Origin of the sequence: Variovorax paradoxus EPS (genome assembly GCF_000184745.1) — a bacterium.
GTDB classification, from domain to species: Bacteria; Pseudomonadota; Gammaproteobacteria; order Burkholderiales; family Burkholderiaceae_C; genus Variovorax; species Variovorax paradoxus_C.
Genome location: NC_014931.1, coordinates 1,361,145 through 1,386,223, shown reverse-complemented (window position 1 = coordinate 1,386,223; position 25,079 = coordinate 1,361,145). Strand labels below are relative to the sequence as shown.

General features: G+C 65.4%; 23 protein-coding genes. 6 read left to right on the top strand and 17 right to left on the bottom strand.

Annotated elements, in window-relative coordinates:
• Positions 1-42 precede the first annotated feature (42 nt).
• From VARPA_RS06140 to VARPA_RS06115, 6 genes are read right to left on the bottom strand one after another with little or no spacing between them, the layout of a single operon-like run.
• A complete protein-coding gene (locus VARPA_RS06140; RefSeq protein WP_013539692.1) occupies positions 43-591 on the bottom strand; it encodes a shikimate kinase in 549 nt (182 codons plus the stop codon).
• Positions 592-614: 23 nt separating this feature from the next.
• The gene (gene pilQ, locus VARPA_RS06135) at positions 615-2,756 is read right to left on the bottom strand and encodes a type IV pilus secretin PilQ (protein ID WP_013539691.1); all 2,142 of its coding nucleotides are present in this window, start codon (positions 2,754-2,756) and stop codon (positions 615-617) included.
• On the bottom strand, positions 2,753-3,292 hold the full coding sequence (locus VARPA_RS06130; protein ID WP_013539690.1) for a pilus assembly protein PilP: 540 nt from the start codon (positions 3,290-3,292) through the stop codon (positions 2,753-2,755). Before VARPA_RS06130 ends, pilQ begins: the two co-directional genes overlap by 4 nt.
• Positions 3,289-3,966, bottom strand: a complete 678-nt coding sequence (locus VARPA_RS06125; RefSeq protein ID WP_013539689.1) for a type 4a pilus biogenesis protein PilO — start codon at positions 3,964-3,966, stop codon at positions 3,289-3,291. The genes VARPA_RS06130 and VARPA_RS06125 overlap by 4 nt, the downstream gene beginning before the upstream one ends.
• 6 nt (positions 3,967-3,972) lie before the next feature.
• Positions 3,973-4,593, bottom strand: a complete 621-nt coding sequence (locus VARPA_RS06120; protein ID WP_013539688.1) for a PilN domain-containing protein — start codon at positions 4,591-4,593, stop codon at positions 3,973-3,975.
• Positions 4,590-5,669: a pilus assembly protein PilM gene (locus VARPA_RS06115; RefSeq protein WP_013539687.1), complete on the bottom strand. Its 1,080-nt coding sequence runs from the start codon at positions 5,667-5,669 to the stop codon at positions 4,590-4,592. Before VARPA_RS06115 ends, VARPA_RS06120 begins: the two co-directional genes overlap by 4 nt.
• Before the next feature lie 239 nt (positions 5,670-5,908).
• Here VARPA_RS06115 and VARPA_RS06110 point away from each other — a divergent pair, with 239 nt between their 5' ends.
• Positions 5,909-8,320: a penicillin-binding protein 1A gene (locus VARPA_RS06110; protein ID WP_013539686.1), complete on the top strand. Its 2,412-nt coding sequence runs from the start codon at positions 5,909-5,911 to the stop codon at positions 8,318-8,320.
• Positions 8,321-8,330: 10 nt separating this feature from the next.
• Here VARPA_RS06110 and cyaY read toward each other — a convergent pair whose 3' ends face one another.
• Positions 8,331-8,663 (bottom strand): iron donor protein CyaY, encoded by a 333-nt coding sequence (gene cyaY, locus VARPA_RS06105; RefSeq protein ID WP_013539685.1) that lies wholly within the window; start codon positions 8,661-8,663, stop codon positions 8,331-8,333.
• Positions 8,664-8,675: 12 nt separating this feature from the next.
• On the opposite strand from cyaY, the gene lptM reads away from it, so the two are divergent.
• Both lptM and lysA read left to right on the top strand, forming a co-directional pair.
• Positions 8,676-8,945 carry an LPS translocon maturation chaperone LptM gene (lptM, locus tag VARPA_RS30465; RefSeq protein WP_013539684.1) on the top strand — a complete coding sequence of 90 codons (270 nt, stop codon included), beginning with the start codon at positions 8,676-8,678 and terminating at the stop codon, positions 8,943-8,945.
• Positions 8,945-10,213, top strand: a complete 1,269-nt coding sequence (lysA, locus tag VARPA_RS06095) for a diaminopimelate decarboxylase (protein WP_013539683.1) — start codon at positions 8,945-8,947, stop codon at positions 10,211-10,213. Before lptM ends, lysA begins: the two co-directional genes overlap by 1 nt.
• Here lysA and VARPA_RS06090 read toward each other — a convergent pair whose 3' ends face one another.
• From VARPA_RS06090 to VARPA_RS06070, 5 genes are all read right to left on the bottom strand, one after another.
• Positions 10,214-10,873 carry a sulfite oxidase heme-binding subunit YedZ gene (locus tag VARPA_RS06090; RefSeq protein ID WP_013539682.1) on the bottom strand — a complete coding sequence of 220 codons (660 nt, stop codon included), beginning with the start codon at positions 10,871-10,873 and terminating at the stop codon, positions 10,214-10,216. It lies immediately after the preceding gene.
• A gap of 47 nt (positions 10,874-10,920) precedes the next feature.
• Positions 10,921-11,934, bottom strand: a complete 1,014-nt coding sequence (gene msrP / locus VARPA_RS06085; protein WP_013539681.1) for a protein-methionine-sulfoxide reductase catalytic subunit MsrP — start codon at positions 11,932-11,934, stop codon at positions 10,921-10,923.
• A 116-nt stretch (positions 11,935-12,050) separates the two neighbouring features.
• Positions 12,051-13,367, bottom strand: coding sequence for a c-type cytochrome biogenesis protein CcsB (gene ccsB / locus VARPA_RS06080; RefSeq protein WP_013539680.1), 1,317 nt, complete (start codon positions 13,365-13,367; stop codon positions 12,051-12,053).
• Complete coding sequence (locus VARPA_RS06075) at positions 13,364-15,535, bottom strand: cytochrome c biogenesis protein ResB (RefSeq protein WP_013539679.1); 2,172 nt, start codon at positions 15,533-15,535, stop codon at positions 13,364-13,366. Before VARPA_RS06075 ends, ccsB begins: the two co-directional genes overlap by 4 nt.
• Before the next feature lie 116 nt (positions 15,536-15,651).
• Positions 15,652-16,326: a c-type cytochrome gene (locus VARPA_RS06070; RefSeq protein ID WP_013539678.1), complete on the bottom strand. Its 675-nt coding sequence runs from the start codon at positions 16,324-16,326 to the stop codon at positions 15,652-15,654.
• A 70-nt stretch (positions 16,327-16,396) separates the two neighbouring features.
• Between VARPA_RS06070 and yihA the strand changes: the two genes are divergently transcribed.
• Positions 16,397-17,155: a ribosome biogenesis GTP-binding protein YihA/YsxC gene (yihA, locus tag VARPA_RS06065; RefSeq protein ID WP_041942792.1), complete on the top strand. Its 759-nt coding sequence runs from the start codon at positions 16,397-16,399 to the stop codon at positions 17,153-17,155.
• 83 nt (positions 17,156-17,238) lie between these two features.
• Positions 17,239-18,150, top strand: a complete 912-nt coding sequence (locus VARPA_RS06060; RefSeq protein ID WP_013539676.1) for an alpha/beta fold hydrolase — start codon at positions 17,239-17,241, stop codon at positions 18,148-18,150.
• 78 nt (positions 18,151-18,228) lie between these two features.
• On the opposite strand, the gene VARPA_RS06055 is transcribed toward VARPA_RS06060, so the two are convergent.
• A complete protein-coding gene (locus tag VARPA_RS06055; protein ID WP_013539675.1) occupies positions 18,229-19,113 on the bottom strand; it encodes a lipid A biosynthesis acyltransferase in 885 nt (294 codons plus the stop codon).
• Positions 19,110-20,006 carry a lysophospholipid acyltransferase family protein gene (locus VARPA_RS06050; RefSeq protein ID WP_041942791.1) on the bottom strand — a complete coding sequence of 299 codons (897 nt, stop codon included), beginning with the start codon at positions 20,004-20,006 and terminating at the stop codon, positions 19,110-19,112. The genes VARPA_RS06055 and VARPA_RS06050 overlap by 4 nt, the downstream gene beginning before the upstream one ends.
• Positions 20,007-20,223: 217 nt before the next feature.
• On the opposite strand from VARPA_RS06050, the gene metK reads away from it, so the two are divergent.
• A complete protein-coding gene (gene metK, locus VARPA_RS06045) occupies positions 20,224-21,408 on the top strand; it encodes a methionine adenosyltransferase (RefSeq protein ID WP_013539673.1) in 1,185 nt (394 codons plus the stop codon).
• Positions 21,409-21,433: 25 nt separating this feature from the next.
• On the opposite strand, the gene VARPA_RS06040 is transcribed toward metK, so the two are convergent.
• The 3 genes from VARPA_RS06040 to VARPA_RS06030 form a co-directional block, all read right to left on the bottom strand.
• The gene (locus VARPA_RS06040; protein WP_013539672.1) at positions 21,434-23,569 is read right to left on the bottom strand and encodes a TonB-dependent receptor; all 2,136 of its coding nucleotides are present in this window, start codon (positions 23,567-23,569) and stop codon (positions 21,434-21,436) included.
• 79 nt (positions 23,570-23,648) lie between these two features.
• Positions 23,649-23,852 (bottom strand): hypothetical protein, encoded by a 204-nt coding sequence (locus tag VARPA_RS06035; protein ID WP_013539671.1) that lies wholly within the window; start codon positions 23,850-23,852, stop codon positions 23,649-23,651.
• On the bottom strand, positions 23,849-25,060 hold the full coding sequence (locus VARPA_RS06030; protein WP_013539670.1) for a PepSY-associated TM helix domain-containing protein: 1,212 nt from the start codon (positions 25,058-25,060) through the stop codon (positions 23,849-23,851). Before VARPA_RS06030 ends, VARPA_RS06035 begins: the two co-directional genes overlap by 4 nt.
• Positions 25,061-25,079: the final 19 nt, after the last annotated feature.

The following is a 25,079-nucleotide window of genomic DNA, read 5'->3' as shown; positions in this document are numbered from 1 at the left end:
GGCAGCGAGTTTAGGCGCTGCGGCCGGGGCGGGCTCAGCCTCTCAGGCGGCGGGCTCTTCCGGATGGGCGCCCGGCGCGACGATGCCGGCCAGTTCGAGCTGCATCACGATGATGTTGACCAGCATGGCGATCGAGGGACGGCCGGTGTCGACCACATCGTGTGCCGTCTGGCGATAGAGCGGATCGCGCGCGTCGTGCAGCTCGCGAAGCCGCCCGAGCGGATCGGCCACCTGCAAGAGCGGCCGCTTGACGTCGTGGCGCAGGCGCCGGAACAGGTCTTCGGGGGAGGAGCGCAGGTAGATCACGTGGAAGTGATCGCGCAGCTGGCTGCGGTTGGCTTCCCGCAGGACGGCTCCGCCACCGGTGGCCAGCACGCCTTCGGCATTCGCGGCGAGATCCGCGATGACGATCTGTTCGAGATCCCGGAAGGCGACTTCGCCTTCGCGGTCGAAGTAATCACGGATCGAGCAGCCGATGCGCTGTTCGATCACATGATCGGTGTCGATGAATGGAGTGTTCAGCCGCGCGCCCAGGCGCCGGCCCACTGCGGATTTTCCGGCGCCGGGCAAGCCGACGAGTGCGACCGCCACGCGGTAGCTGCTACGCCCGCGCGTCAGCGCGCGGCGTTGCGGTCGGTAATCATCTTTGGAGTGATAAAGACGAGCATTTCGGTCTTGTTGGCAACGCGTTCGCGCTTGCGGAACAATGCCCCCATGTAGGGGATTTCACCCAGCACCGGCACGCGCGACTCGTCATTGGTTTCGGTAAGTTCGAAGATACCACCGATGACAACCGTGCCGCCGTTCTCGACCAGCACTTCGGTCTGCACGTGCTTGGTGTTGATGGCCGGACCCGCCGAAGTGTTCACGCCACGAGCGTCCTTGCTCACGTCCAGGGTCAGGATGATGTTGCCTTCGGGCGTGATCTGCGGCGTGACTTCGAGCTTCAGCACCGCCTTGCGGAAGGAGATGGAAGTCGCACCGCTGGACGTCGCTTGCTGGTAAGGAATTTCTTCGCCCTGCTCGATCAGCGCCTTGGTCTGGTCGGCCGTGATCACGCGGGGGCTGGACACCAGCTTGCCCTTGCCGTCGGCTTCGAGCGCCGAGATTTCGAGGTTCAGCATGCGCGACAAGCTCGAGTTGAAAAGCGAGATTGCGAAGGCACCGGGCGTATTTCCGGTACCGCCGGCATCGCCTGCGGGCAGGTTGATGAAGTTGGAGTTGGTCCAAGTGGCTGCTGCGCCGCCGACGCCGCCGCCGTTGGTGGTGGCAGGCATAACGCCCAAGGTGCCGTATGCCGGATTGCCGTTGGCCGACGCGACGCGTTCGCGGGAGATACCGCCGCCCAGCCGCACGCCGAGCGACTTGCCGAAGGTGTCGGACGCTTCGACGATGCGCGCTTCGATCAGCACCTGGCGCACCGGGATGTCCAGCTTCTGAATCAACTCGGTCACCTGTGCAAGCCGCGAGGGAATGTCGGAAACGAACAGTTGATTGGTACGCGACTCGGCAATCACGCTGCCGCGCGGGCTAAGGATGCGGGTTGTTGTGCCACCGCCTCCGCCGCCACCACCGGCACCAGTCCCGGTCAACCCTTGCGCAATGGCAATGGCCTTCGTGTAGTTCAACTGAAACGATTGCGTGCGCAGCGGCTCCAGATTCTCGATTGCGGCCTTGGCCTCGAATTCGAGCTTTTCCTTGGCGTTGATTTCATCCTTCGGCGCAATCCACAGCACGCTGCCGTTCTTGCGCATGCCCAGGTTCTTCGCCTGCATGATGATGTCCAGGGCTTGATCCCACGGCACATCTTTCAGGCGCAGCGTCAGCGCGCCAGTCACTGAATCCGAGGTCACGATGTTGAAGTTCGTGAAGTCGGCGATCACCTGCAGCAGCGAGCGAATCTCGATGTTCTGGAAGTTCAGCGAGAGCTTCTCGCCGTTGTAGCCCACACCTTGCGTCAGCTTGGTCGGATCGACCTTGCGAGCGCGGACTTCCACCACGAACTGGTTTTCGCTCTGGTAGGCGCTGTGCTCCCAGTCGCCCTTGGCTTCGATCGTCATGCGCACGCGGTCGCCCGACTGCTGCGACGTGATCAGCTGAACCGGCGTTCCGAAATCACCCACATCGAGGCGGCGGCGCAGGCCCTCGGGCAGCGTCGATTTGGTGAACTCCACGACGAGGTTCTTGCCCTGCTGCTTGACGTCGACGCCCACCTGGTTGTTCGGCAGGTCGACGATCACGCGGCCCGTGCTGTCGGCACCGAGACGGAAATCGACATCACGCAGGGGGAGCGTGTCGCGGTTGCGGTTCTCCGCGAAGACGGTAGCGGTGGATGTAGCCAAGGCGGCACCGGCCACAGGCTCAAGAACGACCAGCAGCGACTTGCCCTGGATCTCGGTCTTGTACGCAGTGGCCTGCTTCAGGTTCAGCACCACCCGGCTGCGCTCTCCGGCCTGCACCACATTGACCGAACGCAGGTTGCCCTGGTTCACCTCGATGGCAGAGCGGCCAATCGCATTCGTCACGCCCGGGAAGTCGAGCGCGATCCGCGCCGGCGTCTGGACGGCGAATCCGGCCGGCACCGCCGTGAGCGGCTTGGCGAGATCGATCCGGATCACCTCGGCGCCGGATTGCGTCGAGCTGGTCACAGCCTCGATCGCGTTTTGCGCATGGGCGACGGCAACTGCACCGAAGGCCAGCAGACCCAGCCCGGCGGCGCGCAGCCACTGTGCCATCGTTGATTTTTTTTGGTTCATTTCGCACTCTCTTGCAGCTGCAATGTCGCCACGCGTTCGATCCATTCACCGGCGGCGTCTTGCACGATTTCACGCAAGGCGACTTCGGTTTCGTTGATACGGGTAATGCGCCCGTAGTTGAGCCCCAGGTATTCGCCGACGCGCACCTTGTAGAGCAGCTTGTCGACTCGGACCAGCGCCACCGGCTGGCCGTTGCGGTTCATGCTGCCGACCATGGCCATCGAGTCGAGCGGGAAGGCTTCCAGCGATTCCTTGCGGCGTGCCAGCTCGGGCGCGATCAGCTCCGAGGTGCTCGGCTGGTTCGATTCGCGGCGCAGCGCCTGCGTCAGCTTCAGGATGTTGAACGGCTCGAAAGACGAGCCTTCGGTATACGCCTGGGGCGTGAATTTCTTTGGCTCGGCAATCGGCGGCACCGAAGGCTTCACCTGGGCGCGCTGCTCGACCATCCAGCGCTGGAGGTCTTCCTGGCCTGAATCGCAGGCGCTCAGGCCCGCCGTGGCCAGCATCAGCCACAGGACTTTGCTTGCCACTCTCATTTCTTCGCCTTCGGCGCCGTGGCGCGTTTCTGGGCGGCCCGCTCGTCTTCATCGAGATAGCGGAAGGTGCGCGCGGTGGCGTCCATCGTCAGCACGTCCTTGTCCTTTTGCGGCGTGATCGTCACGTTGTTGAGCGTCACGATGCGCGAGAGGCTGGCAACGTCGGCGGCGAAAGCACCCATGTCGTGGTAGCGCCCCGTCACGCGAACGGCAATCGGAAGCTCGGCGTAATAGTCCTTGACCGATATCGAACCGGGGCGGAACAGCTCGAACTGCAGGCTTCGGCCGAGCCCTGCCTGGTTGATGTCCGAGAGCAGCGCGTCCATTTCGGCCTTGCTGGGCAACTGCTTCTCAAGCAGGGTCACATATTGCTGCACCTGCTCGCGCTGCTTCTTCAGCAGATCGAGATTGGCTGCCTGCGCGACCTTCTTCTGGTAGTCGGCCTTGAGCGTCACTTCCTGGGCGCGCTCGCTCTCGAGCTGGTCATTGGAGTTGGTGAGCCAGACGAACCACAGCGCCACGAGCACGAGCGCGGTCACGGCCAGGCACAGGGCATAGCGCGGCACTGCCGGCCACATCGACGGGTCGTTCGGATTGAGTCCGCGGAACTGGTCGCCGGCGCTGCGCAGTACAGCGGCCATGTCTACTTTTTGGGAGGGGCGATTGCTTGCCATGATCGATTACCCCTTGGCCTGTGCCGCTGCAGCCAATGCCTTGTCGGCTGCGGCCTTCTGCGCATCGGTCGGCCGCTTCAGGCCGATCTTCATCGTGAAATTCGCGACGCGGCGCTGGTCGCGCTGGCTCAGATTGACCGTCGTCGAAGTGATTTCGACCAGCTCCGGCTTCACCAGCCACGGGCTGTTGTTGCCCAGGTTGCGAAGCAGCTCGGACACGCGCTCGTTCGACTGCGCCATGCCTTGCAGCGTGACGGTCTGGTTGTCCTGCTTCATGGTGGTGAGGTAGACGCCGTCGGGCAGTTGCCGGACCAGTTCATTGAGCAGGTGCACGGGCAGGTTGCGGTCGCCCTGCAGGTCTTCGACCGCCTGTTGACGCGCGCGCAGAGCCGCAATTTCTTCCTGCAGCGTCGAGATTTCCTTGATCTCGACCTCGAGCTTCTTGATCTCGGCCTGCAGGAAGCTGTTCTTCGATTGCTGGGTCGAAATTTGCGCTTCGAACCAGAGGTAACCGAGGCCTGCGATCAAGCCGCCCAGCAGCGCAGCGCCGCCGAGGGTTCCATAGAAAGCTTCGCGACGCCGCTTGCGTGCGGCTTCGCGGTGCGGAAGCAGATTGATGAGGATCACTGCAGGAATCTCCGCATGGCAAGGCCGCAAGAGGTCAGGTACGAAGGCGCTTCACGCCGCACCTTCTTCTCGCGGATGCTCGGCCCGAAGTCCATGCCGTCGAACGGATTGACGAGCGAGCAGGCAAAAGAGGTCTGGCGGGTGACGGCACTGGTCAGGCCCGGCAGCGACGACGAACCGCCGGCCAGCAACACATAGTCGACCCGGTTGTGCGGCGTGCTGGTGAAGAAGAACTGCAGCGCACGCGCGATTTCCTGCGCGATGCTTTCCACGAAGGGCTTGAGCACGCCCGAGCCGTAGTCATCGGGCAGATCGCCGCTGCGTTTCTTGGCTTCGGCTTCCTCAGCGGAAAAGCCGTACTGGCGGACGATCAGCTGGGTCAACTGCGCACCACCGAAGGCCTGGTCGCGGTCATACAGCACCTCCTGGTTACGCAGCACCTGCATGCTGGTGGTGAAGGCGCCGACTTCGAACAGCGCCACGATCGAATCCACGCCCTTGCCGGGCAGCTGCTCGATCAGGCGCGCGGTCGCGAGGCGCGAGGCATAGGACTCGACGTCCAGGATCATGGCCTTCAGCCCCGCCGCTTCGGCCAGGCCTTCGCGGTCCTGGACCTTTTCCTTGCGGGAGGCGGCGATCAGCACTTCCACATCGCCGGCGGACGAGGTGCTGGGGCCCGTGACGCAGAAGTCGAGGCTCACCTCGTCCAGCGAGAAGGGAATGTACTGGTTGGCTTCGGATTCGACCTGGATCTCGAGTTCCTGCTCGCTCATGCCACCGGGAAGAATGATCTTCTTGGTGATCACCGCAGAAGGCGGCAGCGCGAGCGCGACGTTGCGCGTCTTGGTGCCGCTCTTGCGCACGACGCGCCGGACGGCCTCGGCCACCTCATCGAACTTCTCGACGTTGCCGTCGGTGATCCAACCGCGTTCCAGGGGTTCGATGGCACAGCGCTCCAGAACCAGCTTGCCGCTGGCCTCGCGGCCGAGCTCTACCAGCTTGACGCTGGACGAACTGACATCCAGCCCAAGCAAGGGGGCGTTTTGACGACGAAACAATGATCCAAGAGCAGCCAAGTTAGGTCCCTCTCCCCCTGTATTTGTAACCAATGGAAAAATATGCGTTCGGTTGCACTCTAGCAGCAGGCGTTGTACCAACCAAGCGACCAAGGGGGACAAAACGGCAAAACGTTGTCAAAACCTGACGTCAAAGCCGCATTCTGTAACTTTCGAATTAGGACTGTGCGAGACAGCAAAGATCGAACCGCAGCCGAAGGGACGGCTTTTTATAATGTCGGGTGACTCTCCGGGCCCTCATGCAAGAAACTTCACGCCCCAAAGGGCCAGCCAAGACCCCTCCTCCCGCACGCCCAGCCTGGCTCAAATGGCTGCTGCGCTTCGTGTTGTGGGGGCTCGGCATTGCCGCGGCCGGTGTGCTGTCGGTCCTCTGCGTGGTCGCGGTGGCGCTGGCTGTTGCCTATCCGAACCTGCCGGACATCTCGGAACTCTCCGACTACCGGCCCAAGCTGCCGCTGCGGGTTTTTTCCGCCGAAGGCACGCTGATCGGCGAGTTCGGCGAAGAGCGCCGCAACCTCACGCCGATCGCCGCCATTCCCAAGGTGGTGAAGGACGCGGTGCTCGCCGCCGAGGACGCGCGCTTCTATGACCACGGCGGCGTCGACTACAAGGGCATGGTTCGCGCTGGCCTCGCCAACCTGAACCGCGTGAAGAGCCAGGGCGCCTCGACCATCACGATGCAGGTGGCGCGCAATGTCTACCTGAGCTCCGAGAAGACGCTGACCCGCAAGGTCTACGAGGTGCTGCTGACCTTCAAGCTGGAGCACCTGCTCAGCAAGGACCAGATCTTCGAGATCTACCTAAACCAGATCTACCTGGGCAATCGCGCCTACGGTTTCGCCGCCGCGTCGGAAGCGTATTTCGGCAAACCGCTGCAGGACCTGACGATCGCGGAAGCCGCCATGCTGGCCGGCCTGCCGAAGGCGCCGGGCGCGAACAACCCGGTCAACAACCCGCAGCGCGCGCGCGGCCGCCAGTTCTATGTGATCGACCGCATGCAGGAAGCCGGCTTCATCACCGCCGAGCAGGCGGCCGAAGCCAAGAAGGAAGAACTGCACCTGCGCGACGCTGCCGATCCGAACCGCCTGCACGCCGAGTACGTCGCCGAAACCGTGCGCCAGCTCATGTATGCGCAGTACGGCGACAGCACCTACACGCGCGGCCTGAAGGTCTACACCTCGCTGGTCGCGGCCGACCAGGCTGCTGCCTACAAGGCGCTGCGCAAGGGCATCATGGATTACGAGCGCCGCCAGATCTACCGTGGCCCCGAGAAGTTCGTCGACCTGCCCAACGACCCCAAGGACCTGGACGAAGCCGTCGACGACGCGCTGACCGACCATCCGGACAACGGCGACGTGATGGCCGCGGTGGTGCTCAAGGCCAATGCCAAGGAAATCAATGCGGTGCGCGGCAACGGCGATCCGGTGCAGATCACCGGCGAAGGCCTCAAGCCCGCGCAGTCCGGGCTCTCCGACAAGGCGCCGCCCAACATCAAGATCCGCCGCGGCGCGGTGATCCGCGTGGTGAAGACGCCCAAGAACACCTGGGAAATCACGCAACTGCCTGAAGTGGAAGGCGCGTTCATCGCCATGGACCCACGCGACGGCGCCATCAAGGCGCTGGTCGGCGGCTTCGATTTCGGCAAGAACAAGTTCAACCACGTCACGCAGGCCTGGCGCCAGCCGGGATCGAGCTTCAAGCCGTTCATCTACTCGGCGGCGCTCGAGAAGGGTTTCACCCCTGCCACGGTCATCAACGACGGTCCGCTCTTCTTCGATGCCGGCACCACCGGCGGCCAGCCCTGGGAGCCGAAGAACTACGGCGGCGGCTACGACGGCCCGATGTCGATGCGCACGGCGCTGATGAAGTCGAAGAACCTGGTGTCGATCCGCATCCTGCAATCCATCGGCACCCGCTATGCGCAGGACTGGATCACCAACTTCGGCTTCGACAAGGACAAGCATCCCGCCTATCTGCCGATGGCGCTGGGCGCCGGCGCTGTCACGCCGATGCAGATGGCGGTGGGCTACTCGGTGTTCGCCAATGGCGGATACCGCGTCAATCCGTACCTCGTGACCCGCATCACCGACCACAAGGACAAGCTCCTGGTCGACAAGCAGCCCTCGCTGCTGAACGAGGCGAACCGCGCCATCCCCCAACGCAACGCCTTCATCATGGACACGCTGCTCAATTCCGTGGCCCGCGCCGGCACCGCCGCGAAGGCGCAGGCCATGCTCAAGCGAGTCGACCTCTACGGCAAGACCGGCACCACCAACGACTCGCTCGATGCGTGGTTCGCGGGCTTCCAGCCGACGATGACGGCCATCTCATGGATCGGCTACGACACGCCACGCAACCTGGGCGACCGCGAAACCGGCGGCGGCCTGAGCCTCCCGATCTGGATCAACTACATGGAAACCGCCCTCAAGGGCGTGCCCGTGACCGACCTGTCGACCACGCCGCCCTCGGGCATCGTGAACGTCGGCGGCGAGTGGTACTACGACGACTACGCGCCGGGCCGCGGTGTCGCGACACTCGGCGTGGAAGCTGCCGCGCCCGTCGCACCGGTCGAGGCCCTGACCGGCGCGCCGGTGAGCCCGCCGGCACCGCCGGAGGAGCGCAACCGCATCCTCGATCTGTTCCGGAACTGACGCGGAGCGATCAGCCGGCCGCGAACTCCAGCGGCTGGCCTGCCTGCAGCGTGGCCTCGCGCGAGAGATTGTCGAAAAATTCCTCGCCCGTCTTGGTGTCGACCCAGGCCTGGCCGTCATGCCGGTAGTGATAGCCACCGGACCGCGCGGCCAGCCAGATCTCCTGCAGCGGCTTCTGCAGGTTCACGATCAGCTGGCTCCCGTTCTGGAAGGAAATCGTGATCATCCCGCCCACCCGCTGGTTGTCGAGATCGGCGTCGGTCGCGTCGTTGATGCGATCGCAGGCTCGCTCGATCGCAGCAAGCGCGGCTTCGGCGCGGTCCATGTACTCGGTGTCGGTCATTACAATTTCGCCATGTTGAATGTTCGCCAAATTCTAGTGACCGCCCGCGGCCGCACTGTGCTCATGGTTTGCATCGCCGCTGCGGCCGCCGGGCTCGCAGCCTGCGGCCAGCGCGGTGCGTTGTACCTGCCGAACGATCCGGCAGCGGCCCAGCGGGCCACCTTGCCGCAATTGATCACCCCCGGCGACTCCAGCGCGTCTTCCAGCCAAGCGGCACCCAAGCCTGCCGCCGCCAGCAGCGCGCCGGCCGCAGCCACCACCGGCAACGGAGCGCCCAAGTGATGAACGCCTCCCTCCCCGGCCATCCCCATATCGCCCACCGTGACGGCGCCCTTCATGTCGAAGGGCTCGCCCTCGATGCCTTGGCGCGTGAACACGGCACGCCGCTGTTCGTGTATTCGAAGCAATGGATGCTCGACGCGCTGGCCGCCTACCAGCGGGGCTTCGAAGGCCGAGACGCCCTGATCTGCTACGCGATGAAGGCCAACTCGTCGCTCGGCGTGCTGCGCGTATTCGCCGAAGCGGGCTGCGGGTTCGACATCGTCTCTGGCGGCGAGCTTGCCCGCGTGCTGGCTGTCGGCGCTGATCCGAAGAAGATCATCTTTTCGGGCGTCGGCAAGACCCGCGCGGAAATGCGCCAGGCCCTCGCCGCCGGCATCGCCTGCTTCAACGTCGAGAGCGAAGCCGAACTCGACGTGCTGAACGAAGTGGCTTTGGCTGAAGGCGGCCGTGCACCGATCAGCATCCGCATCAATCCGAACGTCGATCCGAAGACGCATCCCTACATTTCCACCGGTCTCAAGGGCAACAAGTTCGGCATTGCGCATGACCGCGCTGTCGAGGCTTATCGCCATGCCGCCAGGTTGCCGGGCCTCGAAGTGGTCGGCATCGATTGCCACATCGGTTCGCAGATCACCGAAGCCTCCCCGTACCTGGATGCCTGCGACCGCATCCTCGACCTGGTCGAGGCCATCGAGGCGGCCGGCGTGCCGATCCATCACCTGGACTTCGGCGGTGGCCTGGGCATCGACTACAACGGCGAAGTGCCGCCCAAGGCCGATGACCTCTGGCAGCAGTTGCTCGCCAAGCTCGACGCGCGTGGCTTCGGCGCGCGCAAGCTCGTCATCGAACCCGGCCGCTCGCTGGTCGGCAACGCGGGCGTGTGCGTGACCGAGGTGCTCTACACCAAGCCCGGCGAAGACAAGAATTTCTGCATCGTCGATGCGGCGATGAACGACCTGCCGCGCCCCGCGATGTACCAGGCCTTCCAGAAGATCGTGCCGCTGCGCATCCGCACCGGCGAGGCACCGACCTACGACGTGGTCGGTCCGGTCTGCGAGAGCGGTGACTGGATCGGCCGCGACCGCGCGCTCAACGTGCTGGCTGGCGACCTGCTCGCAGTGCTGTCGGCGGGCGCGTACTGCATGAGCATGTCCAGCAACTACAACACGCGTCCGCGTGCAGCCGAAGTGCTGGTGAGCGGCCAGAGCGCCACGCTGATCCGTCGCCGCGAGACGATGGAAGACCAGCTGCGCAACGAACTGGTCTGACTAGCTGGTGCTGCGCAGCGGCTTCTCGCCGCCGCGCGCACCCGCAGGTACCATCTTCGCCTTCCGCTTGCTCGCGTAGTTCCACACGCGCCATCCCAGCAGCACCGCGATGATCGCGGCGTAGACGAACACTTCCGCAAAGTTGTTCTTGCCCGCCCGCATCCAGAAGAAGTGCAGCAGGCCCAGGCCGGCGATTACGTACACCAGCTTGTGCAGCATCTGCCAGCGCTTCGCGCCCATCGCCTTGATCGCACGATTGAACGAGGTGGCCGCGAGCGGCGTCAGCAGCACGAAGGCCGAGAAGCCCACCAGGATGAACGGCCGCTTGGCGATGTCCTTGGCTATCTCGCCCCACTCGAAACCCATGTCGAACCCGCTGTAGCACAAGAGGTGCAGCACCACGTAGAAGTACGCGAACAGGCCCAGCATGCGGCGAAAGCGCGCAAGCGCGTTCCATTTGCTGATGACGCGCAGCGGCGTCACCGCCAGCACGATGCAAATGAAGCGCAGCGTCCAGTCGCCGGTCGCGCGGATCAAGTATTCCTGAGGGTTGGGTCCCAACTCTCCAACGGCCACGCCGTAGGCCAGCCACGCGAACGGCAGCAGGCACAGCACAAAGACGAGGGGCTTGGCGGCGGGATGGAGCAGCAGCTTGTTCATGGCGTTCGGGTCGCGCCCCCCGCGAGCAGCAGGGGTGCGCGCCCGCCTCAGTAGTTCTTCTTCAGGTCCATGCCCGCGTACAGCTGGCCGACCTGCGCTTCATAGCCGTTGAACAGCAGCGTCTTGTTGCGCTTGGCGAAGAGGCCACCGCCGTCGCCGATGCGACGCTCGGTCGCCTGGCTCCAGCGCGGATGGTCGACGTTCGGGTTCACGTTCGAATAGAAGCCGTATTCCTGCGCCGCCGCCTTGTTCCAGGCGGTGCTTGGCTCTTTTTCGACGAAGCGGATCTTCACGATCGACTTGGCCGACTTGAAGCCGTACTTCCATGGCACCACGAGGCGCACCGGCGCACCGTTCTGATTGGGCAGCACCTCGCCGTACATGCCGAAGGACAACAGCGTGAGCGGATGCATCGCCTCGTCCATGCGCAGGCCCTCGGTGTAGGGCCAGTCGAGCACGCGCGAGCCAACGAAGGGCATGGTCTTCGGGTCGGCCAGCGTCACGAACTCGATGAACTTGGCATTGCCCTGCGGCTCGACCTTCTTGATGAGTTCGGCCAGCGAATAGCCGATCCACGGAATCACCATCGACCAGCCCTCGACGCAGCGCAGGCGGTAGATGCGCTCTTCCTGCGCGCTGAGCTTGAGCAGGTCCTCGATGCCGTACTTGCCCGGCTTCTTGACCAAGCCCTCGACCTCGACAGTCCACGGGCGGGTCTTCAGCGTGCCGGCGTTCTTGACCGGATCGCCCTTGTCGGTGCCGAACTCGTAGAAGTTGTTGTAGCTCGACGCGTCCTTGTAGTCGGTGAGCTTGTCCATCGTCTGCGCGCCGGGCACCGTCGATTTGACGGCGGGCAGCAGCGCCAGCTTGTGCGGGCCGGTCGCCTGGGCGAAGGCCTCGCGTCCTGCAAAGCCGGCCAGTGCCGCACCGGCCGCGCCCGTGGCCATCAGCTTGAGCAGGTCGCGCCGGCCTTCGTAGGCCGCGCGCGGCGTGATTTCGCTCGACAGCGGATGGATGAAGCCGCTGGTGTCGCGGCGGTGCGAGCGGGAATGGAACGACATGACAGGCCTTTCGCGTGAATCGTTGGTCTCAGGGTAGTTCGTGAGCCGCCCCGATTTGGTTACGCGCCGGCACGGCGCGTGGTTTCAATTCTTCGCGAAAGGCCGAGGGCCTGCGCCTACAGGGTGCCGTAGCTGTGCAACCCGCTCAGGAACATGTTCACGCCCAGGAAAGCGAAGGTGGTCACCGCCAGCCCGCCCAGGGCCCACCACGCGGCCACCGTGCCGCGTAGGCCCTTCACGAGCCGCATGTGCAGCCAGGCCGCGTAGTTGAGCCAGACGATCAGCGCCCAGGTTTCCTTCGGATCCCAGCTCCAGTAGCCGCCCCAGGCGTCGGCCGCCCACAGGGCACCGAGCACGGTGGCGATGGTGAAGAAGGCAAAGCCGACGGTGATCGACTTGTACATGACGTCGTCAAGCACCTCGTTGGCCGGCAGGCGCGCCGCGATGCGCTTGCGCCCAAGCAGGATGCCCGCGGCGATCAGCGCCGAGATGCCCGCGTAGATCACCCAATAGCTGCCGCCGGCTTCCTGCACGCGCTGCCGGAAAGCCACCGGCACGAAGCACAGCGCCACGCCCAGGAGCCAGATCGGCGTGAGCTTGTACCAGCGGGTCTCGGTGGCCTGTTCCTTGATGAGGTAGGCGAACGCCACCATGGCCGCGAGCGCGAAAGTGCCGTAGCCGATGAAGTTGGCGGGCACATGCAGCTTCATCCACCAGCTCTGCAGGGCCGGCACCAGCGGCTGGATTTCATGCGCCTCGCGCACGATCGTGTACCAGAGCAGAAAGCCGACCGCGGCGCTCACCACCAGCATCACGAAGGCGCCGAGCGCGCGCGTGTTGTAGCGCTCTTCGAAATAGAGATAGAACGCGGCCGTCAGCCAGCAGAACAGCACGAACACTTCGTACAGGTTGCTCACCGGGATGTGGCCGATGTCCGGGCCGAGTTGGTGGCTCTCGTACCAGCGCACCATCGTGCCGATCAGCGCCATCGTCACCGCAGCCCAGGCCAGGCGCGACCCGATCGCGTCGAAGGTGTCGGCCTGCTTGCCACCGAAGAAGCCGAGCCAATAGAAGACCGTGCTCATGAAGAACAGCACGCTCATCCAGAGGATGGCCGACTGGCTCGAGAGGAAGTACTTGAGCCAGAACACCGAGTCGGCACGCGCCAGGTCCCCTTGATACGACGTGATTGCCAGCAGCGAGGCCGCGGCCACCACGATCGCCAGCACCCGCAGCGGGCGCCAGAACCAGCCGATGGCGATCATCGAGATCACCGCGGCGGCGAGGATCGGCTTCTCGTAGTAGTCCATCGATCCCGCATAGCGGGTGAAGGCGAACAGTCCGCCCGCCAGCACCAGCGCCGCGAACACCCAGTCGAACAGGTTGCGGCGCGAGAGCCAGCTTTCATTGAGCGTGAGGGTCGTGGTATTCATTTTGTCGCCGTTGGTTCTTTGTCCAGTGCGAGCAGCTTGTGCTTGAGATGCTCGAATTCGCGGTCGCTGTCGATCGTCTTGCGGTTGACCGAGAAGGCCATCGTGGCGGCCGTTGCGTTGTCTCCGGAAGCCGCTCCATCGGGCGTGAGCCACACCCAGAGGCGCCGCTCGCGCACGTACAGCATGGCAAAAATCCCGACGATGAGCAACAGACACCCGAGATAGACGACGTTCTTCCCAGGGGCGCGCGCCACCTGGAACACGCTGGCCTGCACCTGGGTGAAGTCGGTCATCATCATCGCGACCGGCGCCGGGTAGAAGTGCGCATCGCTGATGGCCAGCACCGCCTGGGTGAGGTAGGCCTGCGATTTGTCGTCGCTCGGCACGGCCGCGAGGCCTGCGCCTTCGCGGCTCAGGTTGAGCACTTCGAACAACACGTCGTTGAGGATGCGCACCAGCACCGCGCCGGCGCGTTCGCGCTCGGCCTCGGGCACGTTGACTTCCATGAATTCGGCGATCGCCTGCCAGCCGCCGGCCGTCGTGGCATCGGCACGGGCGCGTTCGCTTCCCGAGAACAGCGCGAGGGCCCGGGTGGCCGACACGCGCAGTTGCTCGGCCATTTCGGGCCGCTTCGGATCGGTCGCCTTGGCGATGTAGCGCTCGATGGCGCGCGCGCGGGTGTCGGGGTCGGCAAGCGCGGTGCGCATGCGAACAAAGCCGTCCATGGAGCCCTGCTCGTCGGCCGGTACGCGCAGGTAGCGGAACGGGTCTTCGGGCTTCTCGCGCATGCCCAGCAGGAACACCGGTTGGCCGTCGCCGGTGTCGACCGGCACCATGTAGTTCTGGTATTCCCGCGCCTGCCCGGCGGCGTCGCGCAGCTTGTAGCCGATGCTTGGGCCGATGTTGCGCAGCACCTTGGGCTTGTTGGTCTTGTTCGCCGCGCCCAGGCGCGACTCGAGGCTGTGGCGCAAGTCGACCTTGCGCACGTCCGCGCCGCTTCCCATGGCGCCGCCTTCGGCGAAATTCTCGACGTTGATCACCCGCAGCGCGGCGTATTCGAGCGTGAGCTTGTCCTTGCCGTTGGTGATCTCGGTGCTCGGGCCGCCGATGATCCCCTCGACCTCGAAGGGCTTGGCCGCGGCCGCCATCGGCACCGCCTTGAGCTTCACCTTGGAGCCGCCGTCGTCGAAGCTCGACTGGTAGATCTCCACGCCCTTGTAGCTCGCGGGATGGTTCACCTCGATGCGCGCCGGCACCTGCGCGCCGGTCTCGCGGTCGTGCAGCACCACCTCGCTCGCGAAGAGCTTGGGCATGCCCGTCGAGTAGTAATCGACGATGAACTTCTTGAGCTCGATGGAGAACGGCAGCTCCTGCAGCAGCACGCCGTCGGCCTGGTTCAGGATGGCCACGCTGCCCTGCCCGCCCTCGGGCACGAGGATGTTGCCGCGGAAGGTCGGGTTGTTGACCGAGAGCCGGTGCTCCGGCGCCACGTCGGCGATCATGCCGCCGCCGGTAAACACGCTCTTGCCGTTGAACCAGGTCTGCGCGCGCACCACGAGGTCGCCGTCGAGCAGGCCGCCAATGCACACCAGCACGATGGCGCTGTGCGCCGCGATGTACCCCAGCTTGTGGGCGCCACCGGCACGCGCGGCGACCATCCAGCCCGGCGCGGCCTTGCCGTCGCCTGAACCCTCACGCTGCTGCAGCTTGACCTTCCAGCCGCCGCTCACCAGCAGTTGGCCGATGCGATTGGCGGCGGCATCCGGCGTTTCCGCCAACGTGTTCTCGGCGCGCTGGCCGAAGGCCTTCAGGCTCTGCGCGCGGATATCTTCCTTGAAGGTCTTCAGGTCAATCAGGATGCGGGGCGTGTTGCGCGCGATGCACAGCGTGGTACTGATCACCAGGAACAGCAGGATCAGCAGGAACCACCAGGCGCTGTAGATCGAATCGAGCCGCGCCGCGCGGAAGAACTCCGCCCAGAACGGCCCGAACTGGTTGATGTAGTTGTTGATCGGCTCGTGCTGCTTGATGACCGTGCCGATGATCGAGGCGATGCAGATGACGGTGAGCAGCGCGATCGCGAAGCGCATCGACGAGAACAGCTCCACCGCCGCGCGAAGCACTTGCGGGCCGCGATGAACGCGAAGGCCATGGGTGGAAACTGACATCGGTGGAGCGCTGGAAAAAAGGGGAAAAAAGCAAAAGGGCGGGCCATCCTCCTGGATCGGCCCGCCCTTTGTTTGGGGTTGTTGTCGGCGGTTAGTTCACGCTGGAAAACGCAGGGTCAGCGCAGGCCGGCGATGTAGTCGGCCACGGCCTTGATTTCACGGTCGTTGAGCTTGGCGGCAACGCCGGTCATCGGCAGGCTGTTGGTGCGCACGTTGTCGCGGAAGGCCGTGAGCTGGGCGACGGTGTACTCGGCGTTCTGGCCACCCAGGCGCGGGTACTGGGCGGGAATGCCGGCACCGTTCGGGCTGTGGCAGCCGGCGCAGGCGGGGATCTGGCGATCGCCGATGCCGCCGCGGTAGATCTTCTCGCCGAGGGCGATGGTGTCCTTGTCTTTCGAGAAGCCCGTCTTGACCTTCTTCGAGCCGACGAACCAGGCGATGTTGCGCATGTCTTCTTCGGACAGCGCCGAAGCCAGCGGCTTCATGATCGCGCTCTTGCGGGCGCCGGACTTGAAGTCCTGCAGCTGCTTGAGGATGTATTCGGGATGTTGTTGCGCCAGCTTCGGATTGGCCGCGATGGCCGAGTTGCCGTCGGCGTTGTGGCACGAAGCACAGCTCTGGCTGTTGGCCGGCGTTGCATTGAACACCGTGTCGCCCTTGGCGGGATCGGGCTTGGCCGGCTTGGCTGCTGCCGCCGCCGCGGGGGCCGCTGCATGTTCATCGGCTGCAAAACTCGCGCTGACTGCACTACCCAAGAGGGCTGCAAGCAGAATATTGGCAAACAACTTCATATCGGGGGCTTAGATTTATGGCGCAAAACCCCGCGATTCTACAATGGCGCCCCGTTCCGAAAGCCCATTGATGACCTCCCCGCGCGCCAAGTCCGCCGCTTATCCCCCCCGCGCGGCCCCCGCCGCGGACCCGCAGGTCGCCGAACGCGAGCGCGTGGCCCTCGGCTGGCTCCACACCGCCCACTTCCTCACCAGCGCTCCGCAGCTGGAACACCTGCCTCCGGTCGACCTTCCGGAGATCGCTTTCGTCGGCCGATCGAACGCCGGCAAATCGACCGCCATCAACACCCTCACGCAGCAGACGCGCCTGGCTTTTGCCTCGAAGACGCCGGGCCGCACGCAGCACATCAACCTGTTCGGCATCGGCAAGCAGAAGGTCGACGATGCGGTGCTGGCCGACCTCCCCGGCTACGGCTACGCGGCCGTGCCGAAGGAAGCCAAGCTGCGCTGGCAGCGCGTGATGGGCAATTACCTCATCACACGCGAAAGCCTGCGAGGGGTTGTCCTGATGTGCGATCCGCGCCACGGTCTGACCGAGCTCGACGAGATCCTGCTCGATGTGATCCGCCCGCGCGTGCAGCAAGGCCTCAAGTTCCTGATCCTGCTGACCAAGTCCGACAAGCTCACGCGCAGCGAAGCCGCCAAGGTGCTGTCGATTACGCGACTCCAGGCCGGCGGCGGCGAGGTCAAACTGTTTTCGGCGCTGAAGAAGCAGGGCGTCGGCGACGCAGCCCAGTTGCTCTGGCAGTGGGTGCATCCGGAAGGCGGCGCTGCGCCGGCCCAATCGCAGGAGCCGCAGGAAGCACCGGAGCCACCGGAAGAAACCTGAGGCCGAACGGCTGCATTGACCGTCCCGCCTGCTCAGCTCACTATCAAAAAAATAGCGACAGTCAACCCAAGGAGACACGAAGCATGATCGAGACCTTCCAACGCAGCCTGCCCAACGGCACCACCCTGAGCTGCCGCGCGAGCGGCAAGCCGGGCCAGCCGCTGATGGTGTTCCTGCACGGCTTTCCCGAGGCCGCGTTCATCTGGGACGAGCTGCTCGATTACTTCGCCGACCCCGCCCATGGCGGCTACCGATGCGTGGCGCCCAACCTGCGCGGCTTCGAGAAATCGAGCGCGCCGACCGAAGTGGCCGAGTACAAGGCGCACCTGATGGTCCAGGACATCCAGCAGCTCGTCGCCACCGAAAGCGCCGACGGCAAGATGGCTGCGCTGGTCGCCCACGATTGGGGTGGTGCCTTCGCCTGGGGCTACGCGAACGCGTTCCCGGCGCAAATCGGCAAGCTGGTCATCATCAATTCGCCGCACCCGGGCACCTTCACGCGCGAACTGCGCAACAGCGCAGCGCAGCAGCAGGCCAGCGCGTACATGAACTTCCTCGCGCGCCCCGACGCCGAAGCGCTGCTCGCAGCCGACGACTTCAAGCGCATGTGGCCCTTCTTCACACTGATGAAGGCCGGCCCCGACGGCTTCGGCTGGCTCACTGAAGAAGTGAAGCAGCAGTACCGCGAGGTCTGGGGCGCGGGCCTCACCGGCGCCTGCAATCTCTACCGCGTGACACCGATGAAGCCGCCGCTGCCGGGCCAGACCATCGACGGCATTCCGGTGCTGCCGCACGAACGGCTCACGGTGAACGTGCCGACCTTCGTGTTCTGGGCGCTGGACGATGCGGCGCTGCTGCCGGGGTTGCTCGATGGGCTCGAGGACTACGTGCCGAAGCTCGAGGTCAAGAAGGTGCCCAACGCAACCCACTGGATCGTGCACGAGCAACCGCAACTGGTCGCGCGGGAGATCGAGGCCTTCCTGCAGCGAAACTGATTCCTGGAAGCCGTTCGGGCTGAGCCTGTCGAAGCCCTGCGCGGCGCTTCGACAAGCTCAGCGTGAACGGATTGGCCTTCAGTAGATTTTCGGCTCGCCGTCAGGGCGGGTCTTGAAGCGGCGATGCACCCAGTAGTACTGCGACGGCATCGTGTCGATGTAGCCCTGCAGCCGCTCGTTCATGAGGGCCGTGTCAGCCTCGACGTCGTCGGTGGGGAAGTTCTGCCACGCCGACTTCACTTCGATCTCGTAGCCGCCGGGCGTGAGCTTCGCCACCACCGGCACCACCTTGGCCTTGCCCAGGCGCGCGAAGCGCGAGAGCGAAGGCACGGTCGCGGCTTGCACGCCATAGAACGGCACGAAGATCGTCTGGTCGCGGCCAAAGTCCATGTCGGGCAGCAGGTACAGCAACCCGCCCTTGCGCAGGCCCGAGAGCACGGGCTTTATGCCGTCCACCCGGTTGAGCGCCGCCACGTCGCCGAAGCGCGTGCGGCCTTCGCGGATCCAGGCATCGACCATCGGGTCGCGCTGGGTCGTGTAGATCGTGGCCGAGGGGCGCGCGGTGTGCATGGTGAGCGCGGTGGCCGCGGCATCGAGGCCATAGAAGTGAGGCGCGAACAGGATCATCGGCGCATCGCCCTCGGCGATCTCCCGGATCTCGGACTCGGAGCCCACGATCTTGAGCCGGCTCGCCACCACCTTCTCCGGCGCATGCCAGAGCCAACTGCGGTCCAGCCATGACTGCGCGACAAAGATGAATGTCTCGCGTGCGATGGCGCGGCGCTCGGCCTCGGATTTTTCGGGGAAGCAAAGCGCGAGATTTCGGTCGACCACGCGCCGCCGCGGCACGGCGATGGTGTGCAGCACGCGACCGAGGATCTTGCTGAAGCCGCGCACCAGCGGCAGGGGCAGTGGCGCCAGCACCCGCATGAAGCCGATACCGAGTCGGGAGCTGAGGCTCATGGCGTCTGCTCTCCGGCTACGGCCGCAACGGCCCGGTCGGCGCGCGGCTCCTTGTAGCGCGCGTAGTCCCAGACGTACTGGCCGGGCAGGCTGCGGATCAGGCGGCCGATGCCGTCGTTCATTGCTGCGGCCGCTTCTTCGACGGTGGCCTTGGGATCGGTCAGCGCCGTGCCCACGATCGGTTCGAAGCGGATCACATAGCCCGCACCGCGTGGCAGCCGCTCGCACACGCTAAGAAAACACGCCGCACCGGTCTGCTGCGCGAGGCGCGGGAGCAGGGTCATGGTGTAGGCCGGCCGGCCGAGAAAAGGCACCCACACGCCCTGCCCCGCTGGCGGCACCTGGTCGGGGAGGATGCCGGTGTAGCCGCCGCTGCGCAGCGTGCGGATCAGGCCGCGCACGCCGGTGTTGTTGGTCGGCAGCGTCTGCAGGCCCGGCCGGTCGCGCGAGCCCGCGGCGATCAGGTCGGCCATCCACTTCTTGCGCGCGGGACGGAACAGCGCGGTGATCGGCCCGAAGGCCTCGAAGAAGCGCTCGCCGATCGCCTGTCCGCACATCTCCCAGCTGCCCAGGTGCGGTGCGACCAGGATCACGCCCTTCTTCGCCCGCATGGCCGCCTCGAAGGCCTCGACACCTTCCCAGCGCACGACGCGGGGCAGCACGCTTTCCCCTTGCGGCCGCAGCCACAACCAGGGCAGCTCGGACGCCATGTGACCAGCGGCGGCGATGGCGGGACGGTATTGATCGGGCGAGAAGCCCGCGCTTTCGGCATTGGCCTTGAATCGGCGTCGGTAGTCCGGCGCAGAGAACCAGACCAGCCAGCCCAGCATGGCGCCCAGGCGATGCATCAACGGCATCGGCACGCGGGCGAGCAGGCGAAACAGGGTGATCATTGAACGGGAAAGGGAGTCAAAAAACGGACGCGCGCGCATGGTATTGCGCGGCTCTAATAGAATGCAAATTGTCGCCGAGTTACGGAACAACTTGCAGGGCGACAAACCACAAGCGCAAAGCGATTGTGTTCCGCCGATTCCTCGGCATCTGCTAAAGCGTTCGCCAGGGCTCCGCAGAGTTGGCAACGCGCCAATCAACTTCAAGGAGCTTTGAAAAATGGCGAACGACTTCCTCTTCACTTCCGAATCCGTTTCCGAAGGCCACCCCGACAAGGTTGCCGACCAGATTTCGGACGCCATCCTGGACGCGATCTTCGAGCAGGACCCCCGCAGCCGCGTGGCCGCCGAGACGCTGACCAACACCGGCCTCGTGGTGCTCGCCGGCGAAATCACCACCAACGCGCACGTCGACTACATCCAGGTCGCGCGCGACACCATCAAGCGCATCGGTTACGACAACACCGAGTACGGCATCGACTACAAGGGCTGCGCGGTGATGGTCTGCTACGACAAGCAGTCCAACGACATCGCCCAGGGCGTGGACCACGCCTCCGACGACCACCTGAATACCGGTGCCGGCGACCAGGGCCTGATGTTCGGCTACGCCTGCGACGAAACGCCCGAGCTGATGCCCGCGCCGATCTACTACGCGCACCGCCTCGTGGAGCGCCAGGCCCAGCTGCGCAAGGACGGCCGCCTGCCGTTCCTGCGCCCTGACGCCAAGAGCCAGGTCACGATGCGCTATGTCGACGGCAAGCCCCACAGCATCGACACCGTGGTGCTCTCCACTCAGCACAGTCCCGACCAGAGCGAGACCTCGACCAAGATGAAGGCCTCGTTCAACGAAGCCATCATCGAAGAGATCATCAAGCCCGTGCTGCCGAAGGAATGGCTGCAGAACACGCGCTACCTGATCAACCCGACCGGCCGCTTCGTCATCGGCGGCCCGCAGGGCGACTGCGGCCTCACCGGCCGCAAGATCATCGTGGACACCTACGGCGGCGCCTGCCCGCACGGCGGCGGCGCGTTCTCGGGCAAGGACCCGTCGAAGGTCGACCGCTCGGCCGCCTACGCCGCGCGCTACGTGGCCAAGAACATCGTGGCCGCGGGCCTTGCGCGCCAGTGCCAGATCCAGGTGGCCTACGCGATCGGCGTGGCGCAGCCGATGAACATCACGGTCTACACCGAAGGCACGGGCGTGATCTCGGACGAGAAGATCGCCGAACTCGTGCGCGAGCATTTCGACCTGCGCCCGAAGGGCATCATCCAGATGCTCGACCTGCTGCGCCCGATCTACCAGAAGACCGCCGCCTACGGCCACTTCGGCCGCGAAGAGCCCGAGTTCACCTGGGAAGCGACGACGCAAGCGCCCGCACTGCGCGCAGCAGCCGGCCTCAAGTAAGTAGATAGAAAAAGACGGTGGGTCATCAGAAGCGGTACGCACCGCTCAGGCCCACCGTCCAGTTACGGCCCGGCGCGGGCTCGTAATAGCGCGCATTGCCTTCGTTGACGATGACCGAGCCCACGTAGCGCCGGTCGAACAGGTTGTCGACACGCGCGAAGGCGTTGAACTCCCAACGCTCCCATTTCCTCAGATAGCCCGCATACAGCGCCGCGACGGCATAGCCCGGCGCGCTCGCGGTGTTGACGTCGTTCGCCTGGATACGCCCGAGCGCGCGCATCTCGACACCGGCGCGCCAACCCTCGGGCGGCACCCAGCCCAGCGATGCGAACAGCGACTGCCGCGCGATGCCCGGAATGCGGTTGCCGCCCGCCACCGTGTTGGCTGCCGCACAGGGCGACGGCGAGCAGAAGGCATCGCGGTACGTCGCATCGAGCCACGTATAGGCCAACTGCGTGCGCCAGTGGTTCGACGTCTCGTGCTGCCAGCCGAGTTCGAAGCCGTTGCGCCGTGTGCGCCCCGCGTTCTGGAAGGTCGCGCGGCCGCCGACGTTGGTGTCGGTCACGATCTCGTCGCGCGTGCGCGTCTGGAACAGCGCCGACGTCAGCAGCCCGCCGGCGAGCCGCGCCTTCGCGCCCACCTCGATGCTGTCGTTCACCGATGGCCGCAGCGCGAAGTTGAGGCCGCTTGCGCCGCCCGAGCGGTACGAGAGTTCGTTGAGCGTCGGCGTCTCGAACCCGCGGCCGATGGAGCCGTAGAGCGCGAGGTCTGGCGTCGCCTGATAGCGCAGCGACGCCACCGGCAGCGTCTTGCTGTAGCGCGCGGTGCCGCTGTCGTCGCGGTTCGCGCCCACGATGTAGCGGTCGTTCGATGCGAAGTGCACGCTGCTGCGGCGCACGCCGGCCTCGAGCGTCCAGCGCTCGGTGAAGCGCCAGGTGGCCTGCGCGTAGGGGTCGAGGTTCCAGACCTCGTTGCGCTCGCTGCGGCGCAGGCGCCCCTGCACGCCGAGCACCGGGTTCGCGACGCTGCCGAGGTAGTTCTCGTAGCCGCGGCGGCGTTCGCGCAGGCTGTCGTAGCCGAGACCCGCCACCACATCGAGCGGCCGGTCGGCCAGTTGCAGCGCGGCGGTCCAGCGCACATCGACGCCGCCGTACTGCCGCGAGAGATCGATCACGCCGCCCGCATGCAGCGGGTTCTGCTGCGCCGAGGGCGGGATCGACTGGTACTGCGTCGTCTTGCGCTCGCCGCCGTAGACCATGAGACGCAAGCCCTGCGTCGCGTCGATGCGCCGTTCGTAGAGCAGACCGAGCTGCGTCTGTTCGACCGTCTTGCGCGTGTCGTACTGCGTCGCGAGCGGCGCGCTGCGGGGCGCTCGCGCGTACTGGTCGGCGGTCAGGCCCAGCGGATCCTGCGCGTCGATGCGCACGCTGTTGAGCACGAGCGTGAGCTTGTCGCCGTTGTCCAGCGCAATGCCCAGCTTGCCGTTGGCGATGTCGCGCCGCGCGGCACTGTGCTCGCGCCATCCGTCGGTGTGGAAGCGGCTCGCGCCCAGCAGGTAGTCGACCGCGCTCTGCGAGCCGCTGATCTGCATCGACTGCCGCCAGGTGCCGAAGCTGCCGCCGGCCGCGGAATAGGAAAGACGCGGCGCGCCTTCCCCCGATGCAGTGAAGGCTTGCACCACGCCGCCCGATGAGTTGCCATAGAGCGCCGAGAACGGCCCGCGCAACACCTCCACGCGATCAACCGAGCCGATGTCGATGTTCGACGTCTGCCCTTGCCCGTCGGGCAAGGTGGCCGGAATGCCATCGACGTAGAGCCGCACGCCGCGCACGCCGAAGGTCGAGCGCGCGCCGAAGCCGCGGATCGACAGTTGCAGGTCCTGCGCGTAGTTCAGCCGGTTCTGCACCTGCAGCCCCGGCACGGCGCCGAGGCTTTCGGAGAGATTGACCTGCAGGCGGCTGTCGCGCATCTCCGCACCATCGATGCGGTCGACCGAGCCTGGGACGTTGAAGGGTGCCACCTCTCCGCGCGGCGTGGAGACGGTGACCTCCCGCAACTGGCCCTTCGCCGTTTCGGCTGGAAGCTCCTTCTGCTGGGCGTGAGCGGCGAAGGGAATGCCCAGGATCAACAGGCGAAAGGTGGTGGCGAATGCAGCGGTCATTGCACCGATTCTGCGTCGGTGCGGCGAGCGCTCCGCCTAGCGGGAACCCGACCGGCGCCGGGCAACGGAACCGGCGAAGTCAGTCCGCCGGCGCGCGGCGCCAACCGTACCAGGCGCACACGACGACCGGAATGCCGAGTGCGACCCAGGCCAGCATGTCGCCGAAGCCGCCGTCGCTGAACAGCGCGGAGATCAGGCCGATGGTCGTCAGCACACCGAGCACGATCGGCCATCCCCACATGCGCCAGAACGACTGATGCGGCGTCTTGTGGTGCGTTGTCATGCCTGCACCTTCATGGCCGGTGCCAGGTCGGGCTGCGCGCCCGATGCCTTGGGCGGCGCGCGCTCCGAGCCAGGCGAAGCCGCCGGCGCGTTCGAGGCTGTTCTGGCCGGCACGGTCTTGCCGCGCTTGAGCCAAAGGTAGAGCCCGCTGCCCAGCACGATGATCGTCGCGATGTCGAGCAAGGCCCAGAGGATCTGCATCGGCATGCCGCCGTAGTCGCCGAAGTGCAGCGGCTGCGATACGAGCAACGCCGTGAGGTACCACGGCATCTTGGGCGCCGCAGTTACCTCCGTGGTCTTGGCATCGACCAGCACCGGCTGCAGCAGCTTCGAAGTGAAGGGCTCGTTGCCGCGCAGGAAGAAGGTCGTGTGGTGCGGGCTCGAGAACGCGGTGCCGGGGAAGGCGATGAACGACAGCTTCGTGTCGGGCGCGCGCTGCATGGCCTCGTCCATCGAGCGCTGTACCGAGCCGCGCTCAGCCACCCCCACCGTTGGCTGGTCCTTGTAGGGCGCGAGCAAGGTGCTGAGCTGGTCGTACTGCCAGTACTTGATGACCAGGTCGGCCCACGTGTTGATCATGCCGGTGGAGCCCACCACGAACAGCCACACCAGCGTGACGATGCCCAACAGGTTGTGCAGGTCGAGCCACTTCAGACGCGGGCGCTTCTCGCGCCGCACGGTGCCGAAGTCGAGCTTGCGCATGAAGGGCGCATACAGCACCACGCCCGAGACGATGGCCACCAGCAGCAAGAGACCCATGAAGCCCAGGAACAGCTTGCCGGGAAGCCCCGCGAAGAGGTCGACGTGCAGCTTGAACATCACGTACATGAAGCCTTCGTCGAACTTCGGCTGCGCGAGCACGACGCCCGTGCGCGCGTCGACCGCGACCGACTTGAAGTCTTCCGTGGGCGCGGGCGTGGGCGTGAGCGTGACGAACCACAGGCCGTCGTCGTCCTCGGGCTGCGAGGCGAACTGCACCACGCGGTCGGGATGCTTTGCCTTGGCGATGTCCAGCACCTTGTCCAGGCTGATGCGCGGCGTGTTGGCCGGCATCTTCGGCGCCTCGACCTCGGTGCCCAGCAGGTGGCCGATCTCGTGATGAAAGATGAGCGGCAGCCCGGTGATGCACAGGAGCAGCATGAACACCGTGCACACGAGGCTGCTCCACTTGTGCACCCAGGCCCAGGTCTTGATCTTTCGGCTGTTCATGTCGTTGCGGCTGTGTGGG